Source organism: Methyloversatilis discipulorum (assembly GCF_018780585.1).
In the GTDB taxonomy this organism is placed as follows: Bacteria; Pseudomonadota; Gammaproteobacteria; order Burkholderiales; family Rhodocyclaceae; genus Methyloversatilis; species Methyloversatilis discipulorum_B.
Window position 1 is genome coordinate 1 of record NZ_JADMJL010000061.1, and the last position, 24,382, is coordinate 24,382.

Annotated in this window: 28 protein-coding genes; 16 read left to right on the forward strand and 12 right to left on the reverse strand. The window is 67.8% G+C overall.

The genetic code is table 11. The features are described from left to right. The first annotated feature begins 86 nt into the window (after positions 1-86). The 14 genes from IV112_RS19940 (at position 87) to IV112_RS20005 (ending at position 9,398) form a co-directional block, all read left to right on the forward strand. The gene (locus IV112_RS19940) at positions 87-488 is read left to right on the forward strand and encodes a GFA family protein (RefSeq protein WP_304006689.1); all 402 of its coding nucleotides are present in this window, start codon (positions 87-89) and stop codon (positions 486-488) included. A 1,255-nt stretch (positions 489-1,743) separates the two neighbouring features. Then, positions 1,744-1,950: a hypothetical protein gene (locus tag IV112_RS19945; RefSeq protein WP_304006691.1), complete on the forward strand. Its 207-nt coding sequence runs from the start codon at positions 1,744-1,746 to the stop codon at positions 1,948-1,950. 11 nt (positions 1,951-1,961) lie between these two features. Further along, positions 1,962-2,447 (forward strand): hypothetical protein, encoded by a 486-nt coding sequence (locus tag IV112_RS19950; RefSeq protein WP_304006693.1) that lies wholly within the window; start codon positions 1,962-1,964, stop codon positions 2,445-2,447. A gap of 119 nt (positions 2,448-2,566) precedes the next feature. Continuing rightward, on the forward strand, positions 2,567-2,815 hold the full coding sequence (locus IV112_RS19955) for a hypothetical protein (protein WP_304006694.1): 249 nt from the start codon (positions 2,567-2,569) through the stop codon (positions 2,813-2,815). 117 nt (positions 2,816-2,932) lie between these two features. Further along, complete coding sequence (locus IV112_RS19960) at positions 2,933-3,157, forward strand: addiction module protein (protein ID WP_020163356.1); 225 nt, start codon at positions 2,933-2,935, stop codon at positions 3,155-3,157. Beyond that, a complete protein-coding gene (locus IV112_RS19965; RefSeq protein WP_020163357.1) occupies positions 3,154-3,447 on the forward strand; it encodes a type II toxin-antitoxin system RelE/ParE family toxin in 294 nt (97 codons plus the stop codon). Before IV112_RS19960 ends, IV112_RS19965 begins: the two co-directional genes overlap by 4 nt. 70 nt (positions 3,448-3,517) lie before the next feature. Next, positions 3,518-4,132 carry a YfbM family protein gene (locus IV112_RS19970; protein ID WP_304006696.1) on the forward strand — a complete coding sequence of 205 codons (615 nt, stop codon included), beginning with the start codon at positions 3,518-3,520 and terminating at the stop codon, positions 4,130-4,132. A 104-nt stretch (positions 4,133-4,236) separates the two neighbouring features. Then, the gene (locus IV112_RS19975; RefSeq protein WP_304006698.1) at positions 4,237-4,623 is read left to right on the forward strand and encodes a YggL family protein; all 387 of its coding nucleotides are present in this window, start codon (positions 4,237-4,239) and stop codon (positions 4,621-4,623) included. 57 nt (positions 4,624-4,680) lie between these two features. Continuing rightward, complete coding sequence (locus IV112_RS19980; protein ID WP_304006700.1) at positions 4,681-5,313, forward strand: HAD hydrolase-like protein; 633 nt, start codon at positions 4,681-4,683, stop codon at positions 5,311-5,313. 113 nt (positions 5,314-5,426) lie between these two features. Then, the gene (locus IV112_RS19985; RefSeq protein ID WP_304006702.1) at positions 5,427-5,738 is read left to right on the forward strand and encodes a hypothetical protein; all 312 of its coding nucleotides are present in this window, start codon (positions 5,427-5,429) and stop codon (positions 5,736-5,738) included. Positions 5,739-5,822: 84 nt separating this feature from the next. Beyond that, positions 5,823-6,260, forward strand: a complete 438-nt coding sequence (locus tag IV112_RS19990; RefSeq protein ID WP_304006704.1) for a hypothetical protein — start codon at positions 5,823-5,825, stop codon at positions 6,258-6,260. 67 nt (positions 6,261-6,327) lie between these two features. Continuing rightward, entirely contained in the window at positions 6,328-7,338 is a 1,011-nt protein-coding gene (locus tag IV112_RS19995; protein WP_304006706.1) for a magnesium transporter, read from the forward strand. Positions 7,339-7,668: 330 nt separating this feature from the next. Beyond that, positions 7,669-8,076 carry a YciI family protein gene (locus tag IV112_RS20000; protein ID WP_304006708.1) on the forward strand — a complete coding sequence of 136 codons (408 nt, stop codon included), beginning with the start codon at positions 7,669-7,671 and terminating at the stop codon, positions 8,074-8,076. A 50-nt stretch (positions 8,077-8,126) separates the two neighbouring features. Further along, positions 8,127-9,398, forward strand: a complete 1,272-nt coding sequence (locus tag IV112_RS20005; RefSeq protein ID WP_304006710.1) for an RNA polymerase sigma factor — start codon at positions 8,127-8,129, stop codon at positions 9,396-9,398. A gap of 563 nt (positions 9,399-9,961) precedes the next feature. Here IV112_RS20005 and IV112_RS20010 read toward each other — a convergent pair. The 10 genes from IV112_RS20010 to IV112_RS20055 form a co-directional block, all read right to left on the reverse strand. After that, positions 9,962-11,284, reverse strand: a complete 1,323-nt coding sequence (locus IV112_RS20010; protein ID WP_304006711.1) for a hemolysin family protein — start codon at positions 11,282-11,284, stop codon at positions 9,962-9,964. An 88-nt stretch (positions 11,285-11,372) separates the two neighbouring features. Then, positions 11,373-12,083, reverse strand: coding sequence for a two-component system response regulator KdpE (gene kdpE, locus IV112_RS20015; RefSeq protein WP_304006713.1), 711 nt, complete (start codon positions 12,081-12,083; stop codon positions 11,373-11,375). After that, positions 12,080-14,830 carry a two-component system sensor histidine kinase KdpD gene (kdpD, locus tag IV112_RS20020; RefSeq protein WP_304006715.1) on the reverse strand — a complete coding sequence of 917 codons (2,751 nt, stop codon included), beginning with the start codon at positions 14,828-14,830 and terminating at the stop codon, positions 12,080-12,082. The genes kdpE and kdpD overlap by 4 nt, the downstream gene beginning before the upstream one ends. Positions 14,831-14,949: 119 nt before the next feature. After that, a complete protein-coding gene (kdpC, locus tag IV112_RS20025) occupies positions 14,950-15,531 on the reverse strand; it encodes a potassium-transporting ATPase subunit KdpC (protein WP_304006717.1) in 582 nt (193 codons plus the stop codon). Positions 15,532-15,546: 15 nt separating this feature from the next. Beyond that, the gene (gene kdpB, locus IV112_RS20030; RefSeq protein WP_304006719.1) at positions 15,547-17,631 is read right to left on the reverse strand and encodes a potassium-transporting ATPase subunit KdpB; all 2,085 of its coding nucleotides are present in this window, start codon (positions 17,629-17,631) and stop codon (positions 15,547-15,549) included. Between the two features lie 13 nt (positions 17,632-17,644). Continuing rightward, a complete protein-coding gene (gene kdpA, locus IV112_RS20035; RefSeq protein ID WP_304006721.1) occupies positions 17,645-19,384 on the reverse strand; it encodes a potassium-transporting ATPase subunit KdpA in 1,740 nt (579 codons plus the stop codon). Beyond that, on the reverse strand, positions 19,384-19,476 hold the full coding sequence (locus tag IV112_RS20040) for a potassium-transporting ATPase subunit F (protein ID WP_081629055.1): 93 nt from the start codon (positions 19,474-19,476) through the stop codon (positions 19,384-19,386). Before IV112_RS20040 ends, kdpA begins: the two co-directional genes overlap by 1 nt. A gap of 122 nt (positions 19,477-19,598) precedes the next feature. Continuing rightward, entirely contained in the window at positions 19,599-20,543 is a 945-nt protein-coding gene (locus tag IV112_RS20045) for a phosphatidate cytidylyltransferase (RefSeq protein ID WP_304006724.1), read from the reverse strand. A 30-nt stretch (positions 20,544-20,573) separates the two neighbouring features. Continuing rightward, on the reverse strand, positions 20,574-21,173 hold the full coding sequence (locus IV112_RS20050; RefSeq protein WP_304006726.1) for a lysophospholipid acyltransferase family protein: 600 nt from the start codon (positions 21,171-21,173) through the stop codon (positions 20,574-20,576). After that, positions 21,167-21,895, reverse strand: a complete 729-nt coding sequence (locus IV112_RS20055) for a CDP-alcohol phosphatidyltransferase family protein (protein WP_304006728.1) — start codon at positions 21,893-21,895, stop codon at positions 21,167-21,169. The genes IV112_RS20050 and IV112_RS20055 overlap by 7 nt, the downstream gene beginning before the upstream one ends. A gap of 233 nt (positions 21,896-22,128) precedes the next feature. Here IV112_RS20055 and msrB point away from each other — a divergent pair, with 233 nt between their 5' ends. Both msrB and msrA read left to right on the forward strand, forming a co-directional pair. Then, complete coding sequence (gene msrB, locus IV112_RS20060) at positions 22,129-22,602, forward strand: peptide-methionine (R)-S-oxide reductase MsrB (protein WP_304006730.1); 474 nt, start codon at positions 22,129-22,131, stop codon at positions 22,600-22,602. Beyond that, positions 22,599-23,192, forward strand: coding sequence for a peptide-methionine (S)-S-oxide reductase MsrA (gene msrA, locus IV112_RS20065; RefSeq protein WP_304006732.1), 594 nt, complete (start codon positions 22,599-22,601; stop codon positions 23,190-23,192). Before msrB ends, msrA begins: the two co-directional genes overlap by 4 nt. A 340-nt stretch (positions 23,193-23,532) precedes the next feature. Here msrA and IV112_RS20070 read toward each other — a convergent pair whose 3' ends face one another. Both IV112_RS20070 and IV112_RS20075 read right to left on the reverse strand, forming a co-directional pair. Continuing rightward, the gene (locus IV112_RS20070; RefSeq protein WP_304006734.1) at positions 23,533-23,898 is read right to left on the reverse strand and encodes a YciI family protein; all 366 of its coding nucleotides are present in this window, start codon (positions 23,896-23,898) and stop codon (positions 23,533-23,535) included. Then, entirely contained in the window at positions 23,899-24,381 is a 483-nt protein-coding gene (locus IV112_RS20075) for a VOC family protein (protein ID WP_304006791.1), read from the reverse strand. Position 24,382: the final 1 nt, after the last annotated feature.

Consider the following 24,382-nt stretch of genomic DNA (forward strand, 5'->3'; position numbering starts at 1 on the left):
AAAGGCCGGCAGCAACCGCTTGCCCCGGAATGGGGTTTTTCTACAGCGTCGTTAGGCGCCAGGAAACTCGGGGTTGAGGAGTCGCAATGATCAAGAGTGTTGGAGGAACGAAGATCAAAGCGAAGCACCGCGCGTCCTGTCATTGCGGCACCGTGGTACTGGAGCTCGATCTCCCAGATGGCATCGTTAATCCGCTGCGATGCAATTGCTCAATATGCCGACGAAAAGGCGCGATCATGGCTACCGTCCCAAAGAGCGGCCTGAAGGTCCTGCAGGGTGAAGCTTCACTGAACAGCTATCAGTTCAATACAAACGTAGCTCGCCACTACTTCTGTTCAAACTGCGGCATCTACACCCACCATCAGCGCCGCTCGAACCCGAATGAGTACGGGTACAACGTGGGGTGCCTCGAAGGCGTGAATCCATTTGATCTTGAGCCCGTTCGCCTCAGCGATGGCGCAAACCATCCACTAGATCGCAAGGCATGAGGTCACTACTCAGACGTTAGGCGCCCACAATCCGTCCTATGTTTGACTTCCTGGACATAATCTCACTGCCAAGGACCCTATTGCTGGGCGTGTTACGTGCGCTTTGGTGGCTTGGTTGGGAGTTCTGTGTGCAAACGGTCGGTTGGTCGGTGGGCTGGTTCGCCTGCCGTGCTGTCACATTTGGCCGTTTTCCGTCCGAGCAGCGGAACCAACTAGAAGACGCAGGTTTGTTCGTTGCCTTCGTCGTAGAAGTGCTTGGTCTGGCACTTTTAGCTCTGGGCATTTATCTCCTGTCTCAAAGCTGGCCGCACCTATGAGTTATTCAACTTTTCGCGTCGTAGCTTGCGTCTGCCGAGGGCGTCCGGTGGCGCAGGTGCGCCTAACCATCCCGTCAGCCGGACCGCCGAACACCCGCCTTTAGGCTGCGTCAATCCGCCTCGCGGGGCGTAAGGTTACTTTCGTCGATAACCAGCGCGAGCCCTTCACTTCTGAGCCGGACACGGTAGCGCCGCCCATATGCACATCACAACTCAGGGAACGAAACGTACGTGCCAGAGATGCGGAACAGAGCTTGAACACGAAGCACGGCGACGCAGCATGATCGACGTCGTCGGTGCGACTCTGCTCGGTCTGGTGGTCCTTGGCCTCGCGCTGTTGTTCGCGTCCACCTTCGGCCTGCGTGGCGGACGCTACACCTTGGCCGTAATCGTAGGCACTGCGGGCTTTCTTATCTGGGGGCTCTGGTACGTCGCTGGTCCAGCGGATCGCGCGGTCTCGTCCTGCCCCTCGTGTGGTGCTCAAGAGCCGGGTTCGCGTGAGCCGTAGATGAGCGTGACCTTGCCCAATGAATGAAGGCCGAATCGTGATCGGCAGGCGAGCGACGACGTGAAAAGCTTGTTGAACATGCATGTTCGAGGCCTGCTGCAGATTGCGTATCTGTCCTTCAGCCCGACCTCGGCGCCCAGCCGCTCAGACGGCCCCAGACTTTCATGTCGATCGCTGATCCGGCCGAAAGGCTGATTTCATTCAGCACGTGGGCATACCGAAGTACATTGTGGATGCCTCTTCTCGAACCCGTCATGTCATGCGGAGTGCCCTCCTTCTTGCCAGCGTAGTGTCCGTCGCAGCCTTGACTGTCGTCGGCTTCCGGTACGTCACTTCCGTGCACGAGCCGGAGGAGAGCTTCGTTGCGGAGCAATGGGTGAGCCGGCGCGCGCAGGTACAACTCAACGATCCGGGTTGTGTGCGGGGCGGAATGGCGCTGTCGCTCATACGTACAGGCGCGCTGCTCAAGCTGACGCGCGTCGAGGTGGTCGGACTGCTCGGCGCGCCTGACGAAGGTGCCGCGGAAGCACTGCGCTACGGCCTCGGCCAGTGCCACTGGGACTGGCGGCATAGCCTGCTGGTGGTCAGTTTCAGTCCTGGCGGCAACGTAAGCCATGTCACGGTTGCAGTCGATTGACCGCAGCTTGAATGGAGGACTTGATCCTCATGCAGTTTGCCCCGGGGAAAGGCATGGCTTTCTGGAAAAAGTGCGTGATCGGTCTGATGCTGATGTGTGCACTCGCATTCGCCGCTCTGTTAGCGCTGATGTCGAACGCTGATGACCGCTTATGCGGAACATACGTGGTGGACGAGGTGCTCTCGCCAAATCGGAAGTCGAAAGCTGTTTCGTACCAGATCGACTGCGGTGCGACCACCGGTTTCAATACACATATGGCGATCCTCCCCGGAGGCAGCACGCTTGAGATCGAAGACCGGAAGCTTTGGGGCGTAACGAGTTTCTTCGTGGTGGAATCCAACAACGACCCCGCGCCACGAACGCAGTACGGTGGACCAAAGGTGACGGTTCGGTGGATATCGGACGCACGGCTTGAGGTGAGTCATGACGCCCGTGCCCGTGTCATCCGCAAGGACGCATCGTTCGCCGGTATGGATATTGAGTACCGCTACGAATAGTGGCGCCCTGTCGCGTATGACTCCTGCCGAAATTCTTCGATGCTGATCACAAAGCCTGATGTGGTGGTGATGCATCGTGATTCCGTCCTGTTCAGCGTGCCGCGACGGAGACCGCCCACATGACTCTGCTCTTCCTGTGCGCCTTCTTCGCCGCACTCTGGCTGATCGGCCTGCCGCTTTACCACGCGTTCTTCGCCAGCCCGGGTGAGGGTGACGTGCTACGGGCGAACCTGAGCGGGCTTCGGCAGGACAGACGCTTGCGCGGCCGCTGCCTGCTCGTGCTGCTGAACGCGTGGTCGCTGTATCCGTTGCGAGGCGTGCGCGTTGCCGTGGCGGTCATCGAGGCTTTCGTGCTGGTCACGCGGTAGGGAACACGTGCGTACGAAGGTTCTTTTCATCGCTCGCTTTCAGGCTCCGCAACTGTCCTGCTCCATGGCTGTTATGCCGCGTTGTGGCAAGCTACGCAGATAAATATGGAGGTTGCTATGCCCCGTCCGCTGGAAGCCCTTGCTGAAGAAGTGCTCCAACTTGCGCCGGAAGCACGTGCCAGGCTGCTCGACCGTGTGGTGGCCAGTCTGGATGCGGATCGTGCTCGTGACGCCGCCTGGGATGCGCTGGCCGCGGAGCGGGACGCCGAGCTTGAATCCGGTGAGGCAGTGGCCATTCCGGTCGAGCAGGCGCTCGCCCGTCTTCGTGCGGAACTGGAGTGAAGGTTTCGATCCACCCGGGTGCGGATCGTGATCTCACCGATGCTTTCCGCTTCTACAGATCGGAAGCCGGTAGCCGTGTCGCTGGCCGGTTTCTTGCCGAGTTCGAGCGCGTAACGAAGCTTCTTGCCGAGTACCCGGACCTCGGCACGCCTACCGGCGCTGATCGCCGGGCATATCCGCTTGTCGGCTTTCCCTATGCAGTCATCTATTGCAGGAAGGATTACGGACTGCAGGTGCTGGTCGTACGGCACCAGAGCCGTGATCCCGGGCACGGCGAACAACGATCCTGACTTGTCGGACATGCGTGTCGCAGTCTCTGGCGCTTTTTGCCCTGCTGCCTGCCCCGAGGGATCCCCACCCATGAGCATGATTCTCGAACTGCATACCGTCAGCGACGCCAACCTGGCCCGGGTGCTGGCGGATCCGCCGCTGGTATGGAAGGTAGTGTCGCCGGACGATGACGGCATGTACGAAGCGGCGCGTGCCGAGGCAGGCGTTGCGGAGGCCGGTTTCTTCCAGCGCCTGTTCGGCCGGCCGGCGCGTGCAAAGGCGTCGGCGGTGGATTTCCCGCTGGCCCCGGGCGAGGTCGAAGCCACCGATCTCGACAAGGCCTGGCACGGCATCCACTTCATGCTGACCGGCACCGCATGGGAGGGGGAACCGCCGCTGAACTTCCTGATGCACGGCGGTGCGGTGATCGGCGAGGTCGAGGTCGGTTACGGCCCGGCGCGCGGCATGACGGCGGCAGAAGTCAGGACGGTGGCCGGAGCGCTCGCCGGCATCGACGAGGCTTTCATGCGCGCACGCTTCGACCCGGCGCAGATGACGCGGCTCGACATCTACCCCGGCATCTGGGACCGTGACCTCGCCGAGGACGACAGCTTCGGCTACTGCATGGAGTACTTCGGCGAGCTCAGGACCTTCGTGACGCGGGCGGCGGAGCGGGGCGCGGGCCTCGTCATCAGCCTCACCTGAGTCGCTGCCTGCCTCGTGAATTGTGCTGTCACCCCTGCGGTCGGCAGGGCGATACTGTCGGCCCGGCGATCATGCGCCGGACCTGCTGCAGAGCCGGTGGAGCAATGCCGCCGGCGCTGTGGCCCTTCTTCGGTTTTCGGATTCGGGAGTACTGGATGTCACATCACCGTTCGCGCCGCCTGCGCAAGAAGCTGCACATCGACGAGTTTCAGGAACTGGGTTTCGAGGTGGCCTTCAGGCTGCGCGACGGCCTGTCCGCGGACGAAATGGGTGCCTTCTGGGATGCCTTCATCGGCGACGCGATCGAGGGCAACGGCCTGCTGTATGGCGGATCGACGCGCGGGATGGCCTGTCTGCGCAAGCGTGGGTCGGCCAACGAACAGCATCGCGAGGCGGTCCGATCCTGGCTCGCGGGGCGCTCTGAGGTGAGCGAGACGGAGGTCGGTCCGCTGATCGACGTCTGGTATCCGGCGGAGAACGATCAGGCCTGACGCCGCGCCGACGCGGCGGAGGTCCGCGTGCTGCCTTTAGCGCACCCTTGCATTCGTATGACCCACCCCCTCGTCCTGTTCGACTTCGACGGCACGCTCGCCGACTCCTTCCATCTGTTTCTCGACGCGTGGACGCACGCGGCGCAGCGGTATGGCTTCCGCGCCGTCGATACGACCGACCTCGACCGCCTGCGCCGCCTGGGCGCGCGTGACATCGTGGCCGAGGCAGGGCTGCCGCTGTGGAAGCTGCCGGCGGTGGCGGCGGCAATGCGTGCTTATGTGCGCGAGCGGGCCGATGAAGTGAAGCTGTTCGACGGCGTGCCCGAAGTGCTGCACACCTTGAAGGCGGGCGACGCTCAGATCGGCATCGTCACGTCGAACGCGCGCGATACGGTGGAGCGGGTGCTCGGCGACGACTGCCGTCCGCTGATCGACCACTGGGGCTGCGGTGCCTCGCTGTTCGGCAAGGCGGCGAAGACGCGGCGGGTGATGAAGGCGGCCGGCGCGGCGGCGGAACGGACGGTGAGCGTCGGCGACGAGCTGCGCGACCTCAAAGTGGCGCAGTCGCTCGGGCTCGCCTTCGTCGCGGTTGCGTGGGGCTATACCGCGCCGGACCGCTTCGCCGGGCTGGCCGGCGTGCGGCTGTGCGCGGCGCCGGGTGAGCTGCCGGCACTCGTGTTCCGGCCCTGAGCGGGCGACCTCGAATGCGCGGCACCGTTTAGTTGCGAACGATTCGCATTTGCGTTAATCTGGCTTCCCGAGCGGGCGCACTTCCTGCGACCCTCAGCCACAGGAAGCGGACGATGGAATTCGAAACCGATGAGCCCCGGATGCCGTGCCCCTTCGGCATGCTGGCTGCGACGATGGCGTTGATGACGCGCTACGCGGACCCGGCATCGGGGCAGACCGGGCAGGGCGTGCATGAGGTTCATCCGCTGCTGGCGCGCAAGATCGTGTCCAACCTGTTCTTCCTGCAGCATCACCCGGCCTTGCCCGAACATTTCGCCCAGGTCGTCGCTCAGGTCCGCGCGCAGTGGAAGGCGCTGGCCGATGCGAAGGCCGGACGTCAGGCGGGCTTTACGTCGATGGCGGCACTGTCCACGACCGCGCACTGAACACCCGCCGCCCCGCCGTTCCGGGCTGGCCGACTTCAGCTGCTCTGGCGTATCGTCCGCTCTTCAGTCCTGGAGCCGAATGTCATGTGCAGCGACCGCGACGATCCCGAACTCGTCCGCGCCCGCATCGCCGTCGAGACGGCCCGCCACTACGGCACGATGCGCTTCGCGATGTTCACGGTGTTCTCCGCCGTGCTGGGTGCGCTGCTGGCGTTCGCGTTCTCGCAGGGCGGGTCGCTCTTCCTGGCCCATGCGCCGTACCGGGTCGGTCTGGGCGTCGCCGGGCTGGTGCTGTCGGTGCTCTTCCTGCTGGCCGAATACCGCATTTCGACGCTGGTCACCTTCTATCAGGAAGAGGCGGTCAAGGCGGGGGCGCTGCCCGCGTCGCCCGGCCATGACGACTGGAAGGGCCTTGTGCTGATCACCATGCTCGCGCCCTACGCCTTGTCGGCGGTGTTCTGGCTGCTCGCCATCCTCGGTCTCATCGTGTTCCCGGTCTGGCCGGCGCCGGCGGCCGGCTGATCCTGCGCATGACGAGGTGCCGCGTGATGCGGCACCATGGCGGAACACTGTCCGGATGGAACCCGTCATGAGCGCCCACGCCCCTCCCGCAAACGATTCATTGGCGCCGAGCGTTCTGCCGGCCGACGAAAGTGCCGGCCGTTACCTGCTCGCTGCCGTGCCGCGCGTGCATCCGGCACAGACGGTCGACGCGGTGCTGGCCGACCTGCGCGCCCGGCACTACGACTGCCTCGACATCGTGTGCGTGATCGATGACGACGAAAGCCTGATCGGCATCGTGCCGCTGGCCGATCTGTTCCGCGCGGCGCAGGGCGCATGCATCGACGCGGTGATGCAGCGTGACTACCCCAACGTGCATGCGCACACCGACCAGGAGCGGGTCGCCTCGCTGGCGCTGCATCACGGTCTGGATGCGATGCCGGTGGTCGACGAGCGCGGCCGGCTGCTCGGCGTGGTGCCGTCGACCGCGCTGCTGCACATCCTGCGTCGCGAGCACGTCGAGGACATCCATCGCCTCGCCGGCATCACGCGCGAGACGCGGCGTGCCCGCGAGGCGATCGAATCGGCGCCGATGCGCCGTCTGCGCCACCGTCTGCCCTGGCTGCTGATCGGCCTGGCGGGCAGCATGTTCGCCACCGTCATCATGGCGGGCTTCGAGCGCACGCTGTCGCTGAGTCCAGCGCTCGCCTTCTTCATACCGGGGCTGGTCTATCTGGCGGATGCCATCGGCACGCAGACCGAGGCGGTCGCGGTGCGCGGCCTGTCGCTCAGTCACGCGTCGATCGGCACGCTGGTCGGCGGCGAGTTACGCACCGGTCTGCTGATCGGGCTGGTGCTCGGCGGGCTCACCTTTCCCTGCGTCTGGCTCGCGTTCGGCGATACGAGGCTGGCGTTCGCAGTGGCGTTTTCGCTGCTGGTGGCCGGTGGCGTCGCCACGTCGATAGGCCTCTTCCTGCCCTGGCTGCTCAGCCGCCTCGGCAGCGACCCCGCCTACGGCAGCGGCCCGCTCGCCACCATCGTGCAGGACCTGCTGACGCTGCTCACCTACTTCGCGGTGGCGAGTGCGGTGATGGTATAGGGGTGAATGCGGCCCGGTGTGCGTTCGGTCCTCATCTGCGGTCCCTCTCGCGCTGATGCGGGAGAGGGGCGGTTGGCGGGCGGAGGTCTTTCCGTCTCCTGCATTGGCGGGGGAGGCCGAGCTTCGATCGAGGCCGCTATCGCGAGCAAGCTCGCTCCCACAAGACCCGGGCTCCGGGCACTGATCGGGCACACCTCCTGTGGAAGCGGCCCCTGTGGGAGCGGCCTTGGCCGCGACATAGGCATACTGCAGCCCCTGCTGTCGATTCGCGCACCGGTCGCTCGTCGACCCTGCGACGGCGCCTGTCGCGCCGACTCCAGGAGAGCTGCCATGCGTTACATGATCATCGTCAAGGCCACCGCGGACAGCGAGGCGGGTGTCATGCCGGAGGAAGCACTGATGGCTTCGATGGCCACCTATCATGAAGAGCTGATGCGCGCCGGCGTGCTGCTCGATGCCTCCGGGCTGCAGGCCAGTTCGAAGGGCTGGCGCGTGCGGTACCGCGGTGCCGGGCGCAGCGTCGTCGACGGCCCGTTCGCCGAGGCGAAGGAGCTGATCGCCGGCTATACGCTGATCCAGGTCGCCTCGCGCGAAGAGGCACTGCACTGGACACGCCGCTTTCCGAACCCGGCCGGCGAGGGGCGCGACGCCGAGATCGAGGTGCGTCAGGTGTTCGAACTGGACGATTTCGCGCCCGGTGAGGCGGTGGAACGCTTCCGCCGGATGGATACAGCCTGAGGGAGACGAAGGATGACATACGGAACCTCGACGACTTTGCGCGCCGGACGATGACGACCGACCTGCACCGCACGCTGGACGCCGTCTGGCGCATCGAGTCGGCGCGCATCATCGGCGCGCTCGCGCGCATGGTGCGCGACGTCGGCCTCGCCGAGGAACTGGCGCAGGACGCGCTGGTGACGGCGCTCGAACAGTGGCCCGACAAGGGCGTGCCGGACAACCCCGGCGCCTGGCTCACCGCCACCGCGAAGAACCGCGCGCTCGACCTGCTGCGCCACCGCAGCATGCAGGCGACCAAGGCCGATGCGCTGACCTGGGAAATCGAATCGCAGCTGCAGGACGGCGCGCCACCGGCCCCGGACAGTGCGCTCGACGAGCCTATCGGCGACGACGTGCTGCGCCTGATGTTCGTCGCCTGCCACCCGGTACTGTCGGTGGAAGCGCGTGTCGCGCTGACGCTGAAGATGGTCGGCGGCCTGGCCACGCCGGACATCGCGCGCGCTTTTCTGGTGCCGGAGGCGACGCTGGCGCAGCGCATCGTGCGCGCCAAGCGCACGCTGAGCGAGGCGCGCGTGCCCTTCGAACTGCCCGGCCCGGCGGAGCTGGGTGAGCGGCTCGACGCCGTGCTGAAGGTGATCTACCTCATCTTCAACGAGGGCTATGCCGCCACCGCCGGTGAGCACTGGATGCGCCCGGCGCTGTGCGAAGAGGCCTTGCGCCTCGGTCGCATACTGGCCGAGCTGGCGCCGCAGGTGACCGAAGTGCACGGCCTGGTGGCGCTGATGGAGATCCAGGCTTCGCGCCTGCACGCGCGCACCGACGCACGCGGCACACCGGTGCTGCTGCTGGAACAGGACCGCACGCGCTGGGACCGTCTGCTGATCCGACGCGGGCTGGCCGCGCTGGAACGCGTCGACGCGCTGGGCGGCGGCTACGGCCCGTATGCGCTGCAGGCCGCCATCGCCGCCTGTCATGCGCGCGCCGCCCACGCCGACCACACCGACTGGCCGCGCATCGCCGCGCTGTACGACGCGCTGGCGCAGATCGCGCCGTCACCGGTGGTCGAACTCAATCGCGCGGTCGCCGTCGGCATGGCCTTCGGCCCGGCGGCTGGCCTGGAGATCGCCGACGCGCTACGCGACGAACCGGCGCTGCGCCACTACCACCTGCTGCCCGGCGTACGCGGCGACCTGCTGGCCAAGCTCGGCCGCCACAGCGAAGCCTGCGAAGAATTCCGCCGCGCCGCCGCGCTGACGCAGAACGAACGCGAGCGCGAACTGCTGACCGAACGCGCCCGCGTCAGTGCGGACGCAGCACGCTGACACTCAGCCGGACTGTTCCCGGCGACGGCGCGCGGCAAAGGCTGCTCCCACAGGGGCATGCGCCAGACCTGCGGCCCGAGCCCGAGCGGGTTCTGTGGGAGGGGTCTTGACCCCGACAGCGGCGGTGGGCAGCGTGCTGCGCCGCTTTCAGGCCCCGTCCGCAGCAAGGGCTGCCTCCCACGGAGGTCCGTCACGCGATCCTGTGCCGAAGGCTGTGGGAGCGAGCTTGCTCGCGATTGCGTCCGTGATCGAAGCCGGCAGCCCACACTCGCCGCGTCGCGGCCAAGGCCGCTCCCACAGGGAGCGCAAACAACCATCGCACCGACGAAAAAAAAGGCGGCCCGCAGGCCGCCTTTGAGAACTCACAGCCATTGCTGTGGAGGAGGAGAGCCGAGTATCGCCCTTGTCCGCCTGCGTGCAAGAGCTGTCACAAATACTTCATGCGCTTCTGTTCCGCGGACGGCTCAGGGTGCGCAACAGGGTGCGACAGGTGATCGAAGGGCGGTGCAGCTGCCCGGCGCACGCCGCTGCGTGGTGCATGCGACGGTGGCGCGCGCTTCGGTTTACTCCGCCTCGACGGGAACAGGCAGTGGTTCGAGTCGCTGCACCAGCACCTTGTCGACGCGGTTGCGGTCCATGTCCATCACCTCGATGCGCAGGCCGGCGACCTCGAAGAAATCGGTGGCGACCGGGATGCGGCCGAGCATGTGCAGCACCAGTCCACCCACCGTGTGGAAGTTTCCGCTGTCTTCGCCCGGCAATGCGTCGGCGATGCCGAGCACGGATTTGACGCGCTCGATCGACGTGCCGCCATTCACCAGCCACGAGCCGTCGGCGCGCTGCACCACGTCCGCTTCTTCGTGCGCCGTCGGCACCGACATGTCGCCGACGATGGCGGCGAGCACGTCGTTGACGGTGACCAGTCCCTGCAGGTCACCGTATTCATCGACCAGCAGCGCCAGGTGCTTGCGCGTGCGGCGGAAGTTCTCGAGCAGTTGCGCGGTGCTGACCGTGTCCGGGACATAGAGCGGCGCTTCGAGCAGCGCTTCGATGCTGCGCCGGTCTATCGTTTCGCCGGCCAGCGACTGCTTCAGCAGGGCGCCGCTCTGCAGCACGCCGAGCACGTGTTCGAGACCGTCGCGGCACACCAACACGCGGCTGTACGGGCTGTCGGCGATGCGCCGGCGGATGTCCTCCTCCGGGTCATCGAGGTCGATCGCGTGGATGTCCTTGCGCGGCGTCATGATGGCGCCGACGCGCAGTTCGTCCAGGCGCAGCACGTTGGACACGATCTGCTGTTCGCTCTGGTGGAACACGCCCGCTTCCGCGCCCTGGCCCATCAGCACCTTGATCTCCTCGTCGGTGATCGGCGGCTCGCCGGTGCGGCGCGCACCGGCGATGCGCAGGATGGCGTTGCTGGTGACCGACAGCACCCACACCAGCGGACGCGCGACGCGCGCCAGCAGCACCATGGGCCGCGAAATGAGCGAGGCGATGCCTTCCGGCGCCAGCAGCGCCAGCCGTTTCGGCACCAGTTCGCCGACCACGACCGAGAAATAGGTGATGCCGACCACCACGACGGACAGCGCCATCGTGCGTGCATAGGGCTCGATCAGCGGGAATCCCGACAGCCAGGCGGCCAGCGGATCGGCCAGCACCGTTTCGCCCATGGCGCCGCTCAGGATGCCGATCGACGTGATGCCGACCTGTATCGTCGACAGGAAATTCGAAGGGTCGTCGTGCAGCCGCATGGCGGCCTGCGCCCCCTTGTTGCCGTCCTCGGCAAGACCGATCAGGCGCGCCTTGCGCGACGACACGACGGCGATCTCGGACATCGCGAAGACGCCGTTGAGGAGGATGAGTGCAAACAGTAGCGCTACGTCCATGCTGCAGGCCACCCGCTGTCCGATGCGTGGCTCCGGTGTGAAGGAAGGGCCATTATCCCCCACGGGGCAAACCCCACCCGGCCGGACCCTAGCGGCTGTCCGCGACGAAGCGGTAACCGACGCCTGTTTCGGTCAGCAGATGTGCCGGTCGTGCCGGGTCGGCTTCGAGCTTGCGCCGCAGATGGCCCATGTAGATGCGCAGGTAGTGGCCGTGCTCGACGCTGTTCGGGCCCCACACCTCGCGTAGCAGCTGGCGGTGCGTCAGCACCTGGCCTTCGTGCGCCGCCAGCGTGGCGAGCAGCCGGTACTCGACCGGCGTCAGGTGCACCGGCTCGCCGGCGCGCGTGATCAGGCGGCGTGCCAGATCGAGTTCGCAGTCGCCGAAGCGCAGCGGGCCTGCGGCATCGGCCGGCGTGCCGCGGCGGCGGCGCAGCGCGACGCGCACGCGCGCCATCAGTTCGCCGACCGAGAACGGTTTGATCAGGTAGTCGTCGGCGCCGGCGTCGAGCGCGGCAATCTTGTCGTCGTCGCCGGCGCGCGCCGACAGCACGATGACCGGCACGCTGCTCCAGCCGCGCAGGTCGCGTATCAGGTCGACGCCGTCGCCGTCGGGCAGGCCGAGGTCGAGCACCAGCAGATCCGGCTTGCGCGTGCCGGCCTCGATCAGGCCGCGCTGAAGTCCATCGGACTCGAATACCTGATGCCCGGCCTCTTCCAGCGCCTGGCGCACGAAACGGCGTATCGCCGCATCGTCTTCGACGATCAGTACGCGGGACACCGGGGGCTGCAGACTGCTCATGCCGCACAGTCTGCCGCAGACGGCAGATCGTTGCCCGCCGGCGCGTCGCGGTGCGGCAGGGTCCAGCGGAACACGGCGCCGTGGGCCGGCGGCGGCCGGTTGGCGGCGCCGATGTCGCCGCCGTGCGCACGCACGATGGCGCGGCAGATCGCCAGTCCGAGACCGACGCCCGGCGTGCTCGACTCGGCTTCGCCGCGCGTGAACTTGCGGAACAGGTTTTCCGGATCGCCGGCCGGCAGGCCCGGGCCGTCGTCGCTCACCTCGACCGCGATCGCGTCGCCGTCGCGCGCGGCGGAGATGCGTATCGTCGTACCGGCCGGCGTGTACTTCGCGGCGTTCTCCAGCAGATTGACCAGCACGCGTTCGAGCAGCACGGCGTCGCCGTACAGCAGCGGCAGATCGGACGGCAGATCGACGCGCACCACGTGTCGTGCCAGCGCTCCCTCGATGGCGCGGATCGCACTGCCCGCCAGTTCTTCCAGCGACTGCCAGTCGTGGCGCAGCGCCACTGCGCCAGCCTGCAGCCGCGCCATGTCGAGCAGGTTGTTCACCAGCTGTGCGGTGCGCCGCGCCTGTTCGACGATGGCGGCGATGGCCGGGCCGTGGGCGGAGCCTTCGCGCGCCAGCGCGCCGGACAGGTTCTCCGACATGCCGATCAGCGCGGTCAGCGGCGTGCGCAGATCGTGCGACAGTGCCGCCAGCAGCGAATTGCGCAAGCGTTCGGATTCCATCGACAGCAGTGTGTCCTGCGCGACGGCGACGAAGTGCACGCGCTCGATGGCGATGGCGACCAGCGCGGCATAGGTGTCGAGCAGCTGGCGCTGTTCCGGAATCATCAGCAGCCGCGCGTGCGCAGGCTTCACGGCGATCACGCCGCGCGTGCGCATCGGCGCCTGCAGCGGCAGGTAGAGCGCCGGCGCACCGGGCAGTGTGCCGGTGCCGGCGCCGGCCGGTTCGCTGTGGTCGTAGGCCCACTGCGCCAGACCGGCGTCGGGCGCGAAACGGTCGTTGTCGGGCGAGGCCGGTGCCAGTCGTTCGGCGGCGTCCGGCAGCAGCAGCGCGGCGTGGCCGCGGAAGGCGCGCTCGACCGCGCGTTCGCCGATCTCGGCCACCTGTTCCAGCGTCAGCGCGCGCCCGAGATCGCGTGCCATTTCGAACAGGCTGCGCGCGCGGTCCTCGCGGTAGCGGGCGACGCGCGCCTGGTACTGCAGCGAGGCGGTGAGCTGACCGATGACCAGACCGACCGCCATCATGACGGCGAAGGTGATCAGGTACTCGGCGTCGCTGACCGAGAAGGTGAAGCGCGGCGGCACGAAGAAGAAATCGAAGGCCAGCACGTTCAGTACGGCCGACGCCAGCGCCGCCCGGCGACCGTGGCGTACGGCGATGGCGACCACGGCCAGCATGAACAGCATGACGATGTTGGCGAGGTCGAAGTAGGGCGCCAGCGGCGTCGCCAGCACCGTCACCGCGGCGCACGAGGCACCGGCCCACAGATAGCCGCGCAGCGAGCGCGCGACCGCCTCGCCGTCCTCGTCCTCGGCGGGCGATGTCGGTGACGGGAGCGGGCGGCCGTCGTCGCGTCGCGCGATCACCATGAATTCGATTTCCGGCGCCAGCGCCGCCACCCGTTCGCCGAAATGGCTGCGGCCGGTGGCGCGCTGCCATAGCGTGCCGATCCTGCCGCGCAGCGAATAGCCGGTCACCAGGGTGCCGAGATTGTGTTCGCGCGCGTAGGCCACGGCGGCCACGGCGGCGTCCTGCGCGGTCAGCGTGGCGGTGGTCGCGCCCAGCGACTCTGCCAGCTTGAGCGTGGCCAGTATCGCGCGGCGGCGTGCTTCGGGCAGACGCTGCAGCGCCGGCGTCTCGATGTAGATGGCATGCCACGGTGCGTCGGCCTGTGCCGCCCGGCGGGCGGCCGCGCGCACCAGCCGTTCGGCCCCGGCGTCCGGGCCGACGCAGGCGAGCAGCGCATCGCTCACCTGCCACACCGCGCGGCTGGCCTGCGCAACGTGTTCGCGCCGGTAGCTGCGCACGTCCTCTTCGACCCGCTCGGCCGTGCGGCGCAGCGCCAGTTCGCGCAGCGCCATCAGATTGCCCTTGCGGAAGAAATTCTTCACCGCGCGCTCGGCCTGCTCCGGCAGATACACCTTGCCTTCGCGCAGCCGGCGCAGCAGGTCGTCGGTTGGCAGGTCGACCAGCACCACCTCGGAGGCGGAATCGAACACGTGGTCGGGCACCGTTTCGCGCACGCGGATGCCGGTGATGCCGCCGACCACGTCGTTCAGGCTTTCGATGTGCTGCACGTTCACCGTGGTCCATACGTCGATGCCGGCGTCGAGCAGTTCGTCGATGTCCTGCCAGCGCTTCGGGTGACGCGAGCCGGGCGCGTTGCTGTGCGCCAGTTCGTCGACCAGCAGCACGGCCGGCCGGCGGGCCAGCGCGCCGTCGAGATCGAATTCCTCCAGCGTGCGCCCTTGCACCGTCAGCGCGCGGCGCGGCAGCCGTTCCAGCCCCTGCAGCTGCTGCGCGGTTTCGCTGCGGCCGTGCGTCTCGACGATGCCGACCACGACGTCGCCCTGCTGCTCGCGCAGGCGCTGCGCGGCATCGAGCATGGCCCAGGTCTTGCCGACGCCGGCCGACGAGCCGAAGTAGATCTTCAGCCGGCCGCGCGCGGCGCGCGCCTCCGCCGCCTGTGCGGCGGCGAGCAGGGCGTCCGGGTCGGGCCGTATCGGTTCGTCGGTCATCGTCGCAGTCTAGCGCCCGGAACGCCGGCCGCTGCGCACGACCAGCCACCCGACCAGCGCCAGCGGCGCGGCGATGGCCAGCAGACCGAGCAGCAGCACGAGGAGGTCGTGGTCCATGCTCAGCGCAGCGCGTCGAGCGCGCGGTTCAGTGCCAGCACGTTCACCCGCGGCTCGCCGACGAAGCCCAGCCACGGATGCCGGGCATGGCGCTCGATCAGCGCCTCGACCGCAGCCGGGGCGACGCCGCGGGCACGCGCCACGCGCGCCGCCTGGTAGCGGGCAGCGGCGAGGCTGATGTCGGGGTCCAGGCCGCTGGCCGACGCGGTGACCAGATCGACCGGTACCGGCGCGCGGTTGTCCGGGTCGGCCGCCCGCAGCGCGGCGATGCGCTGTGCCGCCGCGTCCACCAGCACGCGGTTGTTTGCGCCCAGATTGTTGCCGCCGGAGGCCGCGCCGTTGTAGGGCTGCGTTGCCGTGGCCGACGGGCGCGACCAGAAGTGGCCGGGCGACGAGAAGGGCTGACCGATCAGCGCCGAGCCGGTCAGCTGTTCGCCGTCGCGGATCAGCGATCCGGCGGCGCGTTCGGGGAACAGCGTCTGCGCCAGCGCGGTGACCAGCAGCGGGTAGGCGAGGCCGGTCAGTGCGGACAGCAGCAGGAAGAGCGACAGCGCGGGGCGCAGGGCGTGCAGTGCGGCGTTCATGACAGGACTCCGTGTTCAGGTGAGGTGCAGCGCGGTGAGCAGCACGTCGATGAGCTTGATGCCGACGAAGGGCACGACGAAACCGCCCAGGCCGTACAGCAGACCGTTGCGACGCAGCAGCGCGGCGGTGCCGAGCGCGCGGTACCGCACGCCGCGCAGCGCCAGCGGGATCAGTGCGACGATGATGAGCGCATTGAAGATGACGGCCGACAGGATGGCCGACTCGCCCGACGCGAGATGCATCACGTTCAGCACACCCAGCTGCGGATAGGTGGCGGCGAACGCGGCCGGCAGAATGGCGAAGTACTTGGCGACGTCGTTCGAAATGCTGAAGGTGGTCAGCGCGCCACGCGTCATCAGCATCTGCTTGCCGATCTCGACCACCTCGATCAGCTTGGTCGGATTGCTGTCGAGGTCGACCATGTTGCCGGCCTCCTTCGCCGCCTGCGTGCCGCTGTTCATCGCCACCGCGACGTCGGCCTGCGCCAGCGCCGGCGCGTCGTTGGTACCGTCGCCGGTCATCGCCACCATGCGGCCTTCGGCCTGGTAACGGCGGATCAGCGCCAGCTTGGCTTCCGGCGTCGCTTCGGCCAGCACGTCGTCGACGCCGGCTTCGGCAGCGATGGCGGCGGCGGTGAGCCGGTTGTCGCCGGTGATCATGACGGTGCGTATGCCCATGCGCCGCAGTTCGACGAAGCGCTCGCGGATGCCGCCCTTGACGATGTCCTTCAGTTCGACCACGCCGAGCACGCGCTCGCCGTCGGCCACCACCAGCGGCGTGCTGCCGCGTCGGGCGGCGTCCTCGACGATGCGCACCAGTTCGGGCGCGAATTGCCCGCCCAGCGATTCGACATGCTGACGCACCGTTTCGGCCGCGCCCTTGCGGATCTGCCGGCCTTCCCAGTTCACGCCGCTCATGCGGGTCTGCGCGGTGAAGGGCACGAAGGCGGCGTCGTGCGACAGCAGCTGGCGTTCGCGCAGCGCGAACTTCTGTTTGGCGAGCACGACGATGCTGCGTCCTTCCGGCGTTTCGTCGGCCAGCGAGGCGAGTTGAGCGGCGTCGGCCAGTTCGCGTTCGCTCACGCCGGGTGCCGGCAGGAAGGCGGCGGCCTGGCGGTTGCCCAGCGTGATAGTGCCGGTCTTGTCGAGCAGCAGCACGTCGACGTCGCCGGCCGCCTCGACCGCGCGGCCCGAGGTGGCGATCACGTTGGCGCCCAGCATGCGGCTCATGCCGGCCACGCCGATGGCCGACAGCAGGCCACCTATCGTGGTCGGGATCAGGCATACCAGCAGCGCCACCAGCGCGGTCACGGTCACCGGCACGCCCTGCTGCGTGGCCTGCACCGCGAACAGCGAGAACGGCAGCAGCGTCACGGTGGCCATCAGGAATGCCAGCGTCAACGCGATGAGCAGGATGGTCAGCGCGACTTCGTTCGGCGTCTTGCGCCGCTTCGCACCCTCGACCATGGCGATCATGCGGTCGAGGAAGCTGTCGCCCGGATTGACCGTGCAGCGCACGACGACCCAGTCCGACAGCACGCGGGTGCCGCCGGTGACCGACGAGAAATCGCCGCCGGCCTCGCGGATGACCGGCGCCGACTCGCCGGTGATGGCGCTTTCGTCCACCGAGGCCACGCCTTCGATCACCTCGCCGTCGCAGGGCATGGTGTCGCCGGCTTCGACCAGCAGCACGTCGCCGATGCGCAGCGCGCCGGTATCGACGGCGTCCCAGCGCTCGCCCTGGCGCGGCGCACGCAGCTTCTTCGCCGTGCCGCGCTTCTGCAGGCTGCGCAGGCTGGCCGCCTGCGCCTTGCTGCGACCTTCGGCCAGCGCCTCGGCGAAATTGGCGAACAGCACGGTGAACCACAGCCACAGCGCATTGGCGCCGATGAACCAGGCCGGCGCCTCGCCCTGACCGGTCAGCGCCTGCAGCCACAGCGCGCTGATCAGCATGGCGCACAGCCAGACCACGAACATGACCGGATTGCGCCACTGCGCAGCCGGATTGAGCTTGATGAAGGCATCGCGCACCGCGCCGCGCAGCAGCGCGGGATCAAGCAGACCGGCAGCCGGGCGCGAAGGATGAAAGGTGTGGGTCATGATCCTGAAAACCTCAGCGATACAGGTTGATGTGCTCGACCACCGGGCCGAGCGCCAGCGCGGGCAGGTAGGTGAGCGCGCCGACCAGCAGCACGGTCAGCACCAGCAGCACGACGAACATCGGTCCGTGCGTCGGCATTGCGGCGTCCTGCGCGGCGGCGGGATCGCGCACGGCGCGGGTGCGGGCGGCCAGTGCGCCGGCCAGTGCCAGTACCGGCACGATGACGGCGAAGCGGCCGAGCGCCATCGCGATCGCCAGCGTCAGGTTGTAGAAGGGGGTGTTGGCCGACAGCCCGGCGAAGGCGCTGCCGTTGTTGTTGGCGGCCGACGAGAAGGCGTACAGCACTTCGGAGAAGCCGGCCGCGGCCGGATTCAGCAGGCCGGCGCGACCGGTCTCGCTGCTCACCGCGAGCGCGGTGCCCGACAGCACCAGCAGCGGCGTGACCAGGATGGCGACGGCCACCCATTTCATTTCCGCCGGTTCGATCTTCTTGCCCAGGTAGGCCGGTGTGCGCCCGGTCATCAGCCCGGCGACGAACACCGCCAGCACGGCGAACAGCAGCATGCCGTACAGCCCCGAGCCGACGCCGCCGAACACCACCTCGCCGAGCTGCATCAGCAGCATCGTGATGCCGCCGGCCAGCGGCGTCAGCGACGCGTGCATCGCGTTCACCGCACCGCAGGACGCCGCCGTCGTGATCGCTGCGAACAGTGCGCTGGCGGCGACGCCGAAGCGCACCTCCTTGCCTTCCATATTGCCGCCGGCCTGCAGCGCACTGGCGGCCTGGTCCACCCCGATCGCGGCCAGATGCGGGTTGCCTGCCTGCTCCAGCGACATGATGCCGATCACCGCGGCAACGAACAGCACGGTCATCGCGGCCAGCAGCGCCCAGCCCTGACGGCGGTCGCCGACCAGGCGACCGAAGGCCATGCACAGCCCGGCCGGAATTGCGAAGATGGCCAGCATCTGCAGCACATTGGTCCACGCCGTCGGGTTCTCGAAGGGGTGGGCCGAATTGGCGTTCATGAAACCGCCACCGTTGGTGCCCAGCATCTTGATGGCCTCCTGCGAGGCGACCGGCCCCATGGCCAGCGTCTGCGTGCCGACCGTACCCGCATCGGCATGCAGCGGCTCGAGCAGCGTGACCGTCAGGTCGGGCGACAGGTTCTGGATCACGCCCTGCGCCGCGAACGCCAGCGCCAGCAAGAAGGACAGCGGCAGCAGCAGCCACAGCGTGATGCGCAGAAGGTCGACCCAGAAATTGCCGATGCCGCCCGCACCGCTGCGTGCGAAGCCGCGCATCAGCGCGAAGGCGACCGCGATGCCGGTGGCCGCGGACAGGAAGTTCTGCACCGTCAGGCCCAGCATCTGGGTCAGGTGGCTCATCGTCGACTCGCCGCCGTAGCCCTGCCAGTTGGTGTTGGTGACGAAGCTCACTGCGGTGTTGAGCGCCGAATCCCAGGTCGGCGCGGCGAACTGCTGCGGATTCAGCGGCAGCCCGGGCTGCAGCCGCTGCAGTGCGTACAGCGCGATCACGCCGATCAGGTTGAACAGCAGCAGCGCGCCGGCGTAACCACGCCAGCCCTGCTCCTCACCGCTCACGCCACAGGCGCGCAGCAGCGACGCCTCGATGCCGGCCAGCGGTCGCGGCGCCCGTTCCGACACCAGGGCCAGCCAGCGACCCAGCGGCAGCGCGATCAGCCAGACGGCCAGCACGAAGCCGCCCAGCAGCATCCACATCTGGGCGGTCATCACAGATCCTCCGCGCGCCACAGCGCCCACAGCAGATAGACGAACAGCGCCGCGGCCAGCGCGGCGCAGATTCCGTACAGCGTTCCCATCATGATTCCTCCGCAGACGATGTGCGAAGACTAGGCGGGCACGTGCAAAGACTGTCTATAAATCGTGGGCGCCGCTGTATACGCGGCGTAAACGTGCCGGCCGCGCAGACTTCGGCAGCGAAGGATCAGGGCGTGAAGAAATAGCGCGTGAGGTGGAAGAACACCGGTGCGGCGAAGCTGACCGAATCCATGCGGTCCATCATGCCGCCGTGGCCCTGGATCATGCTGCCCCAGTCCTTCGCGCCCAGGCTGCGCTTGACCGCCGACAGCACGAGCCCGCCGAGGAAACCCATCACGACGATGGCGGCCGACATGCCGGCCGCCTGCAGCGGCGTGAAGGGCGTGATCCACCACATCGCGGCACCGATCGCGGTGGCCGACAGCGCGCCGCCGACGAAACCTTCCACCGTCTTCGACGGGCTCACCACCGGCGCGATCTTCGTCTTGCCGAACAGCTTGCCGAACACGTACTGCAGCACGTCGCTCAGCTGCACGACGAGCAGCAGGTAGAACAGCAGCAGCGCGTTCTGGCCGGCGTAGTCCGGAATGTCGAGCAGCAGCAGCGCCGGCACGTGGCTGATGCAGTAGATGGTCAGCATGACGCCCCACTGGATCTTGGCCGCGCGTTCGAGGAAGTGTTCGACGTCCTGCGCCAGCACCGACAGCGAGGGCAGAAGCAGGAAGCCGTAGACCGGGATCAGGATGGAGAACAGCGCGTACCACTCGTCGGCGATCAGCGCGTACTGCAGCGGGATCGCGATGAAGAAGGACACCGACAGCGCGCGGTGGTCGCCAGGCCGGGTCGGCGTGAGCGTCATGAATTCGCGCAGCGCGAACCACGATATGAGCGCGAACATGACGATGGTGGCCATCTTGCCGAGCATGAAGGCGACCGCGAACACGGCCACCATGATCCACCAGGCCTTGATGCGCGCATTGAGGTTGTCGACGACGTCACGTCCGCTGTCGCCCTGCACCCGGCGCGACAGCATCCAGCCGATGAAGGAGGACAGCAGCAGCACGGCACCGATGCCGCCCATCAGCCAGTAGAACTTGTCCTGTGCGCTCATTCCGTTTCCTTTTTGTTGTCGCGCGGCCGTTCAGGCCAGATCGATCACCGCCTGCCGGGCGCGCTCGAGAAAGTCCGCCTTGTCTTCGCCCGCGATGCGCGCCAGCGGCGCACCGAAGCGCACCGTGCAGATCAGCGGCACCGGGAAGAAGGTGCCCTTGGGCATGCAGCGATGCAGGTTCTCCAGGTACACGGGCACCAGCTCGACGTCGGGGAAGCGCTCGGCCAGATGGAACAGTCCGGCCTTGAACGGCCCCGGCAGCGGCTGCAGGTTGCGCGTGCCTTCCGGAAAGAGGATCAGCGAATCGCCGGCGGCGAGCGCCTCGGTCAGCGGTGCCAGCGGGTCTTTCGTTGCCTCGCTGCGCTGGCGTTCGATGAACACCGCGTTCAGCCCGCGCACCGCGACGCAGCGGCGCACTGCGTCGGTGTTCCAGTAGTCGGCGGCCGCCACCGGCCGCGTGTGCCGGCGCAGATCGCGCGGCAGCGCCGACCACAGCGCCAGCGTGTCGATATGACTGGAGTGGTTGGCGAAGTAGATGCGCTGCGCCGGCGACGGCGCGCTGCCCTGCCAGCGCGGCGCTGCGCCCACCAGCGCGCGGGTGATTCCGATCAGCAGCGCGGAAATCAGCATGACGGCCCCGCCGCGGTGAGCTGACGCGCGATGCCTTGCGTGCGCGTGACGCAGGTGATCACCGAACCGGCGGCGATGACCACGCAGGCCGCCTGCAGCGCCCAGTGACTTCCGGCCCAGGCCAGTTCGCCGGCGCCGATCAGGCAGGCCGCGGTCATCACGGCCATGCGGTGCTGCTTGGCCATCGGCCCGCGGAAGCTCTGCGCCAGACCGAGCGCGCCGCCGAACACCCGCACATAGGCGGTCAGCGCCGCCGTCAGCGCGCCGAACCAGCCCAGCGCTGGCGAGCCGACGGCGTAACCGAGTGCGACGATGAGCAGCGAGTCGGCGACGCGATCCGGAAATTCGTTGTACAGCGCACCCAGCGCCGACTTCTTGCCGCCCTCGACCGCCACCATGCCATCCAGCAGATTGCAGATCAGCCGCCCCTGTATCGCCAGCGCGCAGCCGATCAGCCCGGAGGGTGTTGGCCTCCACAGCAACAGCGCCGCACCGGCCGCGGCGAACAGGATGCTGACGACGGAAATCTGGTTTGGCGTCACGTCGGTGCGCGCCAGCCAGGCCGCGCTGCGCTGCGCCCAGCCGGCCGAGCGGGCGGCAATCGGACGGCGGTTTTCGTCCGCGTCGTCTTTCGGACGGCGGTTTTCGTCCGTATCGTCTTTCGGACGACGTTTCTCGTCCGCGTCGTCGTTCACTTGAGGCTGGTCGTCCGCATCGTTCATGTTCTTGGGCTCCGCACGGGTGGTGGGATACGGCGCTGGCATTCTGCCCGGAATGAACGCCGGCGTCATGGGTGGGCCGTCGCCTGCGCTTACGTCGCGTCGATGTAAGCATCGGACACCTTACCCGGTCTTCTGCGGTATCGATCTGGGACGCGGCGCCGGCGGAACCCCGCCCGGCGCTCCGGCGTCCGAAAGTCAGTCCCGTACAGGGACGACACCGTGGAGGACACACCATGAACCGCCGCCAACTGCTCGGCCTGCTTGCGCTGCACGGCCTGGGCTTCGCCGCCCTGCCGCTGCGCGCCGACGCGCCGGCGTCGCTGAAACTGAGCGACGCCGAATGGAAGAAGCGCCTGACACCGGCGCAGTACGCCGTACTGCGCGAAGAAGACACCGAGCGCCCGGGCAGCAGCCCGCTCAATGCCGAGAAGCGCCGCGGCACCTACCACTGCGCCGGCTGCGACCTCGCGCTGTTCTCGTCGGACGCCAAGTACGAAAGCGGCACCGGCTGGCCCAGCTTCCACACCGCGTTGCCGGGCGCAGTCGGCACGAAGACCGACTACAAGCTCATCCTGCCGCGCACGGAATACCACTGCGCGCGCTGCGGCGGCCATCAGGGCCACCTGTTCAACGACGGGCCGGCGCCGACCGGCAAGCGCTACTGCAACAACGGCGTGGCGCTGCGCTTCGCGCCGGCGGCGGCATGAACACCCTGCGCACGTTGGCCGGATTCGTTGCGTTGCTGGCGCTGAGCGGTGGCGCAATGGCGCAGACCACCGCCCGCGCCACCTTCGCCGGCGGTTGTTTCTGGTGCGTCGAAGCCGATTTCGACAAGGTCGACGGCGTGCTCAAGACCACCTCCGGCTACACCGGCGGAAAGACCGCGAATCCGAGCTACGAAGAGGTGTCGTCGCATGCCACCGGCCACGCCGAGGCGGTGCAGATCGAGTACGACCCGGCGAAGGTGAGTTACGACAGGCTGCTCGACGTGTTCTGGCACAGCATCGACCCGACAGTGAAGAACCGGCAGTTCTGCGACATCGGCACGCCCTACCGCACCGCCATCTTCGCCCACGATGCCGCCCAGCTCGACGCCGCCCGGCGCTCGCTTGCCGCGCTGGAAAAGAGCAAGCCGTTCAAGGCGCCCATCGTGACCGAGATCCACATGGCGGACACCTTCTACCCGGCCGAGGACTACCATCAGGACTACTATCGCAAGAATCCGGCCCGCTATAACTACTACCGCTGGAGCTGCGGCCGGGACGCGCGCCTGCGCGAACTGTGGGGTGTGAAGTAGGCGGCTGCTCCTCCAGGAGGTGCCGTCGACCTGCCGCCTGGGCCTGGGTCGGGACTCTGTGGGAGGGGTCTTCTGACCCCGACTGCGGCCTGTATCGGAGCCGGCGGACTGTGACGGCCGCGTCGCGGCCAAGGCCGCTCCCACAAGAATCCTGTGCGATCAGTGGCTGGAGCCGGATTCTGTGGGAGGGGTCTTGACCCCGACAACAGCCTGAATCGAAGTCTGAGGACTGCAACGGCCGTGTCGCGGCCAAGGCCGCTCCCGCAGGGACATGCCTGATCAGCCGACGTGGCCGTTTTTGTGGGAGCGAGCTTGCTCGCGATGCAGTTGGCAGCGGCTGTCAGCCCGGCGCCTTGCTGTCGTCGAAGCAGGGGCCGAAGCCGCGGACTTCGACCGTGGCCCAGGCGGCGGCGGGGCAGGCGAGTGCGATGTCCAGCGCCTGCTGCCGGTCGTCGGTGGCCAGCATGAAGAAGCCACCGATCATTTCCTTCGCTTCGGCAAACGGGCCGTCGACCACCTGCGTGCGGCCGTCGCGAACCTGTACGCGCGTCGACTCGACGCGCAGCGATTCCGACCCCATCAGCAGGCCGCGCGCGGCGAGGCCTTCGCCGAAAGCCACCATCTGTGCATAGAGGTCGCGGCCTTCGGCTTCGGTACGGGTGGCGCGCTGGCCGACCGGTTCGATGATGAGCAGCATGTGCGGCATTCAGGTCTCCTTGGTGACGCTTTCGGGGCAGGGGTTCGCGCTGGCGGCGAGCAGTTCTTCGGGGCTCACGTCGCGCACATGGGTGGCGATCGCCCAGACATGACCGTTCGGGTCGATCACCCGGCCATAGCGGTCGCCCCAGAACATGTCCTCGGGCGCCATCTGCGCGGTCGCACCCGCGGCGACCGCCTGCGCGAACAGCGCGTCGACATCGGGCACCTGCAGGTGCAGTACGACCGGTGTGCCGCCGTAGCTGTTCGGGTCGCGCATGAACCATTCCGGGTGGGCGTCGACGATCATGACGACGGAGTCACCGATGCGCACCTGCGCATGCAGGATTCTGCCCTCACTGCCGGGCAGCCGCATCAGTTCCGTCGCGCCGAAGGCGCGCACGTAGAAATCGATGGCGCCTGCCGCGTTGTCGCAGACGAGGTGCGGGGTGACGGTGTGCATGCCCGCGGGCACGGGCTGGGGTGAGGTCATG

Coding starts and splice junctions, on each gene's coding strand:
- IV112_RS20010 (WP_304006711.1), bottom strand. CDS start 11,284: ATGGACGTAGCGCTACTGTTTGCACTCATCCTCCTCAACGGCGTCTTC.
- kdpE (WP_304006713.1), bottom strand. CDS start 12,083: ATGAGCAGTCTGCAGCCCCCGGTGTCCCGCGTACTGATCGTCGAAGAC.
- kdpC (WP_304006717.1), bottom strand. CDS start 15,531: ATGAACGCCGCACTGCACGCCCTGCGCCCCGCGCTGTCGCTCTTCCTG.
- IV112_RS20000 (WP_304006708.1), top strand. CDS start 7,669: ATGCGTTACATGATCATCGTCAAGGCCACCGCGGACAGCGAGGCGGGT.
- IV112_RS19955 (WP_304006694.1), top strand. CDS start 2,567: ATGACTCTGCTCTTCCTGTGCGCCTTCTTCGCCGCACTCTGGCTGATC.
- IV112_RS20045 (WP_304006724.1), bottom strand. CDS start 20,543: ATGAGCGCACAGGACAAGTTCTACTGGCTGATGGGCGGCATCGGTGCC.
- IV112_RS19960 (WP_020163356.1), top strand. CDS start 2,933: ATGCCCCGTCCGCTGGAAGCCCTTGCTGAAGAAGTGCTCCAACTTGCG.
- kdpA (WP_304006721.1), bottom strand. CDS start 19,384: ATGACCGCCCAGATGTGGATGCTGCTGGGCGGCTTCGTGCTGGCCGTC.
- IV112_RS20070 (WP_304006734.1), bottom strand. CDS start 23,898: ATGCCGCACATGCTGCTCATCATCGAACCGGTCGGCCAGCGCGCCACC.
- IV112_RS20040 (WP_081629055.1), bottom strand. CDS start 19,476: ATGATGGGAACGCTGTACGGAATCTGCGCCGCGCTGGCCGCGGCGCTG.
- IV112_RS20055 (WP_304006728.1), bottom strand. CDS start 21,895: ATGAACGATGCGGACGACCAGCCTCAAGTGAACGACGACGCGGACGAG.
- IV112_RS19990 (WP_304006704.1), top strand. CDS start 5,823: ATGTGCAGCGACCGCGACGATCCCGAACTCGTCCGCGCCCGCATCGCC.
- IV112_RS19945 (WP_304006691.1), top strand. CDS start 1,744: ATGGCGCTGTCGCTCATACGTACAGGCGCGCTGCTCAAGCTGACGCGC.
- IV112_RS19975 (WP_304006698.1), top strand. CDS start 4,237: ATGCCGCCGGCGCTGTGGCCCTTCTTCGGTTTTCGGATTCGGGAGTAC.
- IV112_RS20050 (WP_304006726.1), bottom strand. CDS start 21,173: ATGCTGATTTCCGCGCTGCTGATCGGAATCACCCGCGCGCTGGTGGGC.
- IV112_RS19980 (WP_304006700.1), top strand. CDS start 4,681: ATGACCCACCCCCTCGTCCTGTTCGACTTCGACGGCACGCTCGCCGAC.
- IV112_RS19995 (WP_304006706.1), top strand. CDS start 6,328: ATGAGCGCCCACGCCCCTCCCGCAAACGATTCATTGGCGCCGAGCGTT.
- IV112_RS19970 (WP_304006696.1), top strand. CDS start 3,518: ATGAGCATGATTCTCGAACTGCATACCGTCAGCGACGCCAACCTGGCC.
- kdpD (WP_304006715.1), bottom strand. CDS start 14,830: ATGACCGACGAACCGATACGGCCCGACCCGGACGCCCTGCTCGCCGCC.
- IV112_RS19985 (WP_304006702.1), top strand. CDS start 5,427: ATGGAATTCGAAACCGATGAGCCCCGGATGCCGTGCCCCTTCGGCATG.
- IV112_RS20075 (WP_304006791.1), bottom strand. CDS start 24,381: ATGACCTCACCCCAGCCCGTGCCCGCGGGCATGCACACCGTCACCCCG.
- IV112_RS19940 (WP_304006689.1), top strand. CDS start 87: ATGATCAAGAGTGTTGGAGGAACGAAGATCAAAGCGAAGCACCGCGCG.
- msrA (WP_304006732.1), top strand. CDS start 22,599: ATGAACACCCTGCGCACGTTGGCCGGATTCGTTGCGTTGCTGGCGCTG.
- IV112_RS19950 (WP_304006693.1), top strand. CDS start 1,962: ATGGAGGACTTGATCCTCATGCAGTTTGCCCCGGGGAAAGGCATGGCT.
- msrB (WP_304006730.1), top strand. CDS start 22,129: ATGAACCGCCGCCAACTGCTCGGCCTGCTTGCGCTGCACGGCCTGGGC.
- kdpB (WP_304006719.1), bottom strand. CDS start 17,631: ATGACCCACACCTTTCATCCTTCGCGCCCGGCTGCCGGTCTGCTTGAT.
- IV112_RS20005 (WP_304006710.1), top strand. CDS start 8,127: ATGACGACCGACCTGCACCGCACGCTGGACGCCGTCTGGCGCATCGAG.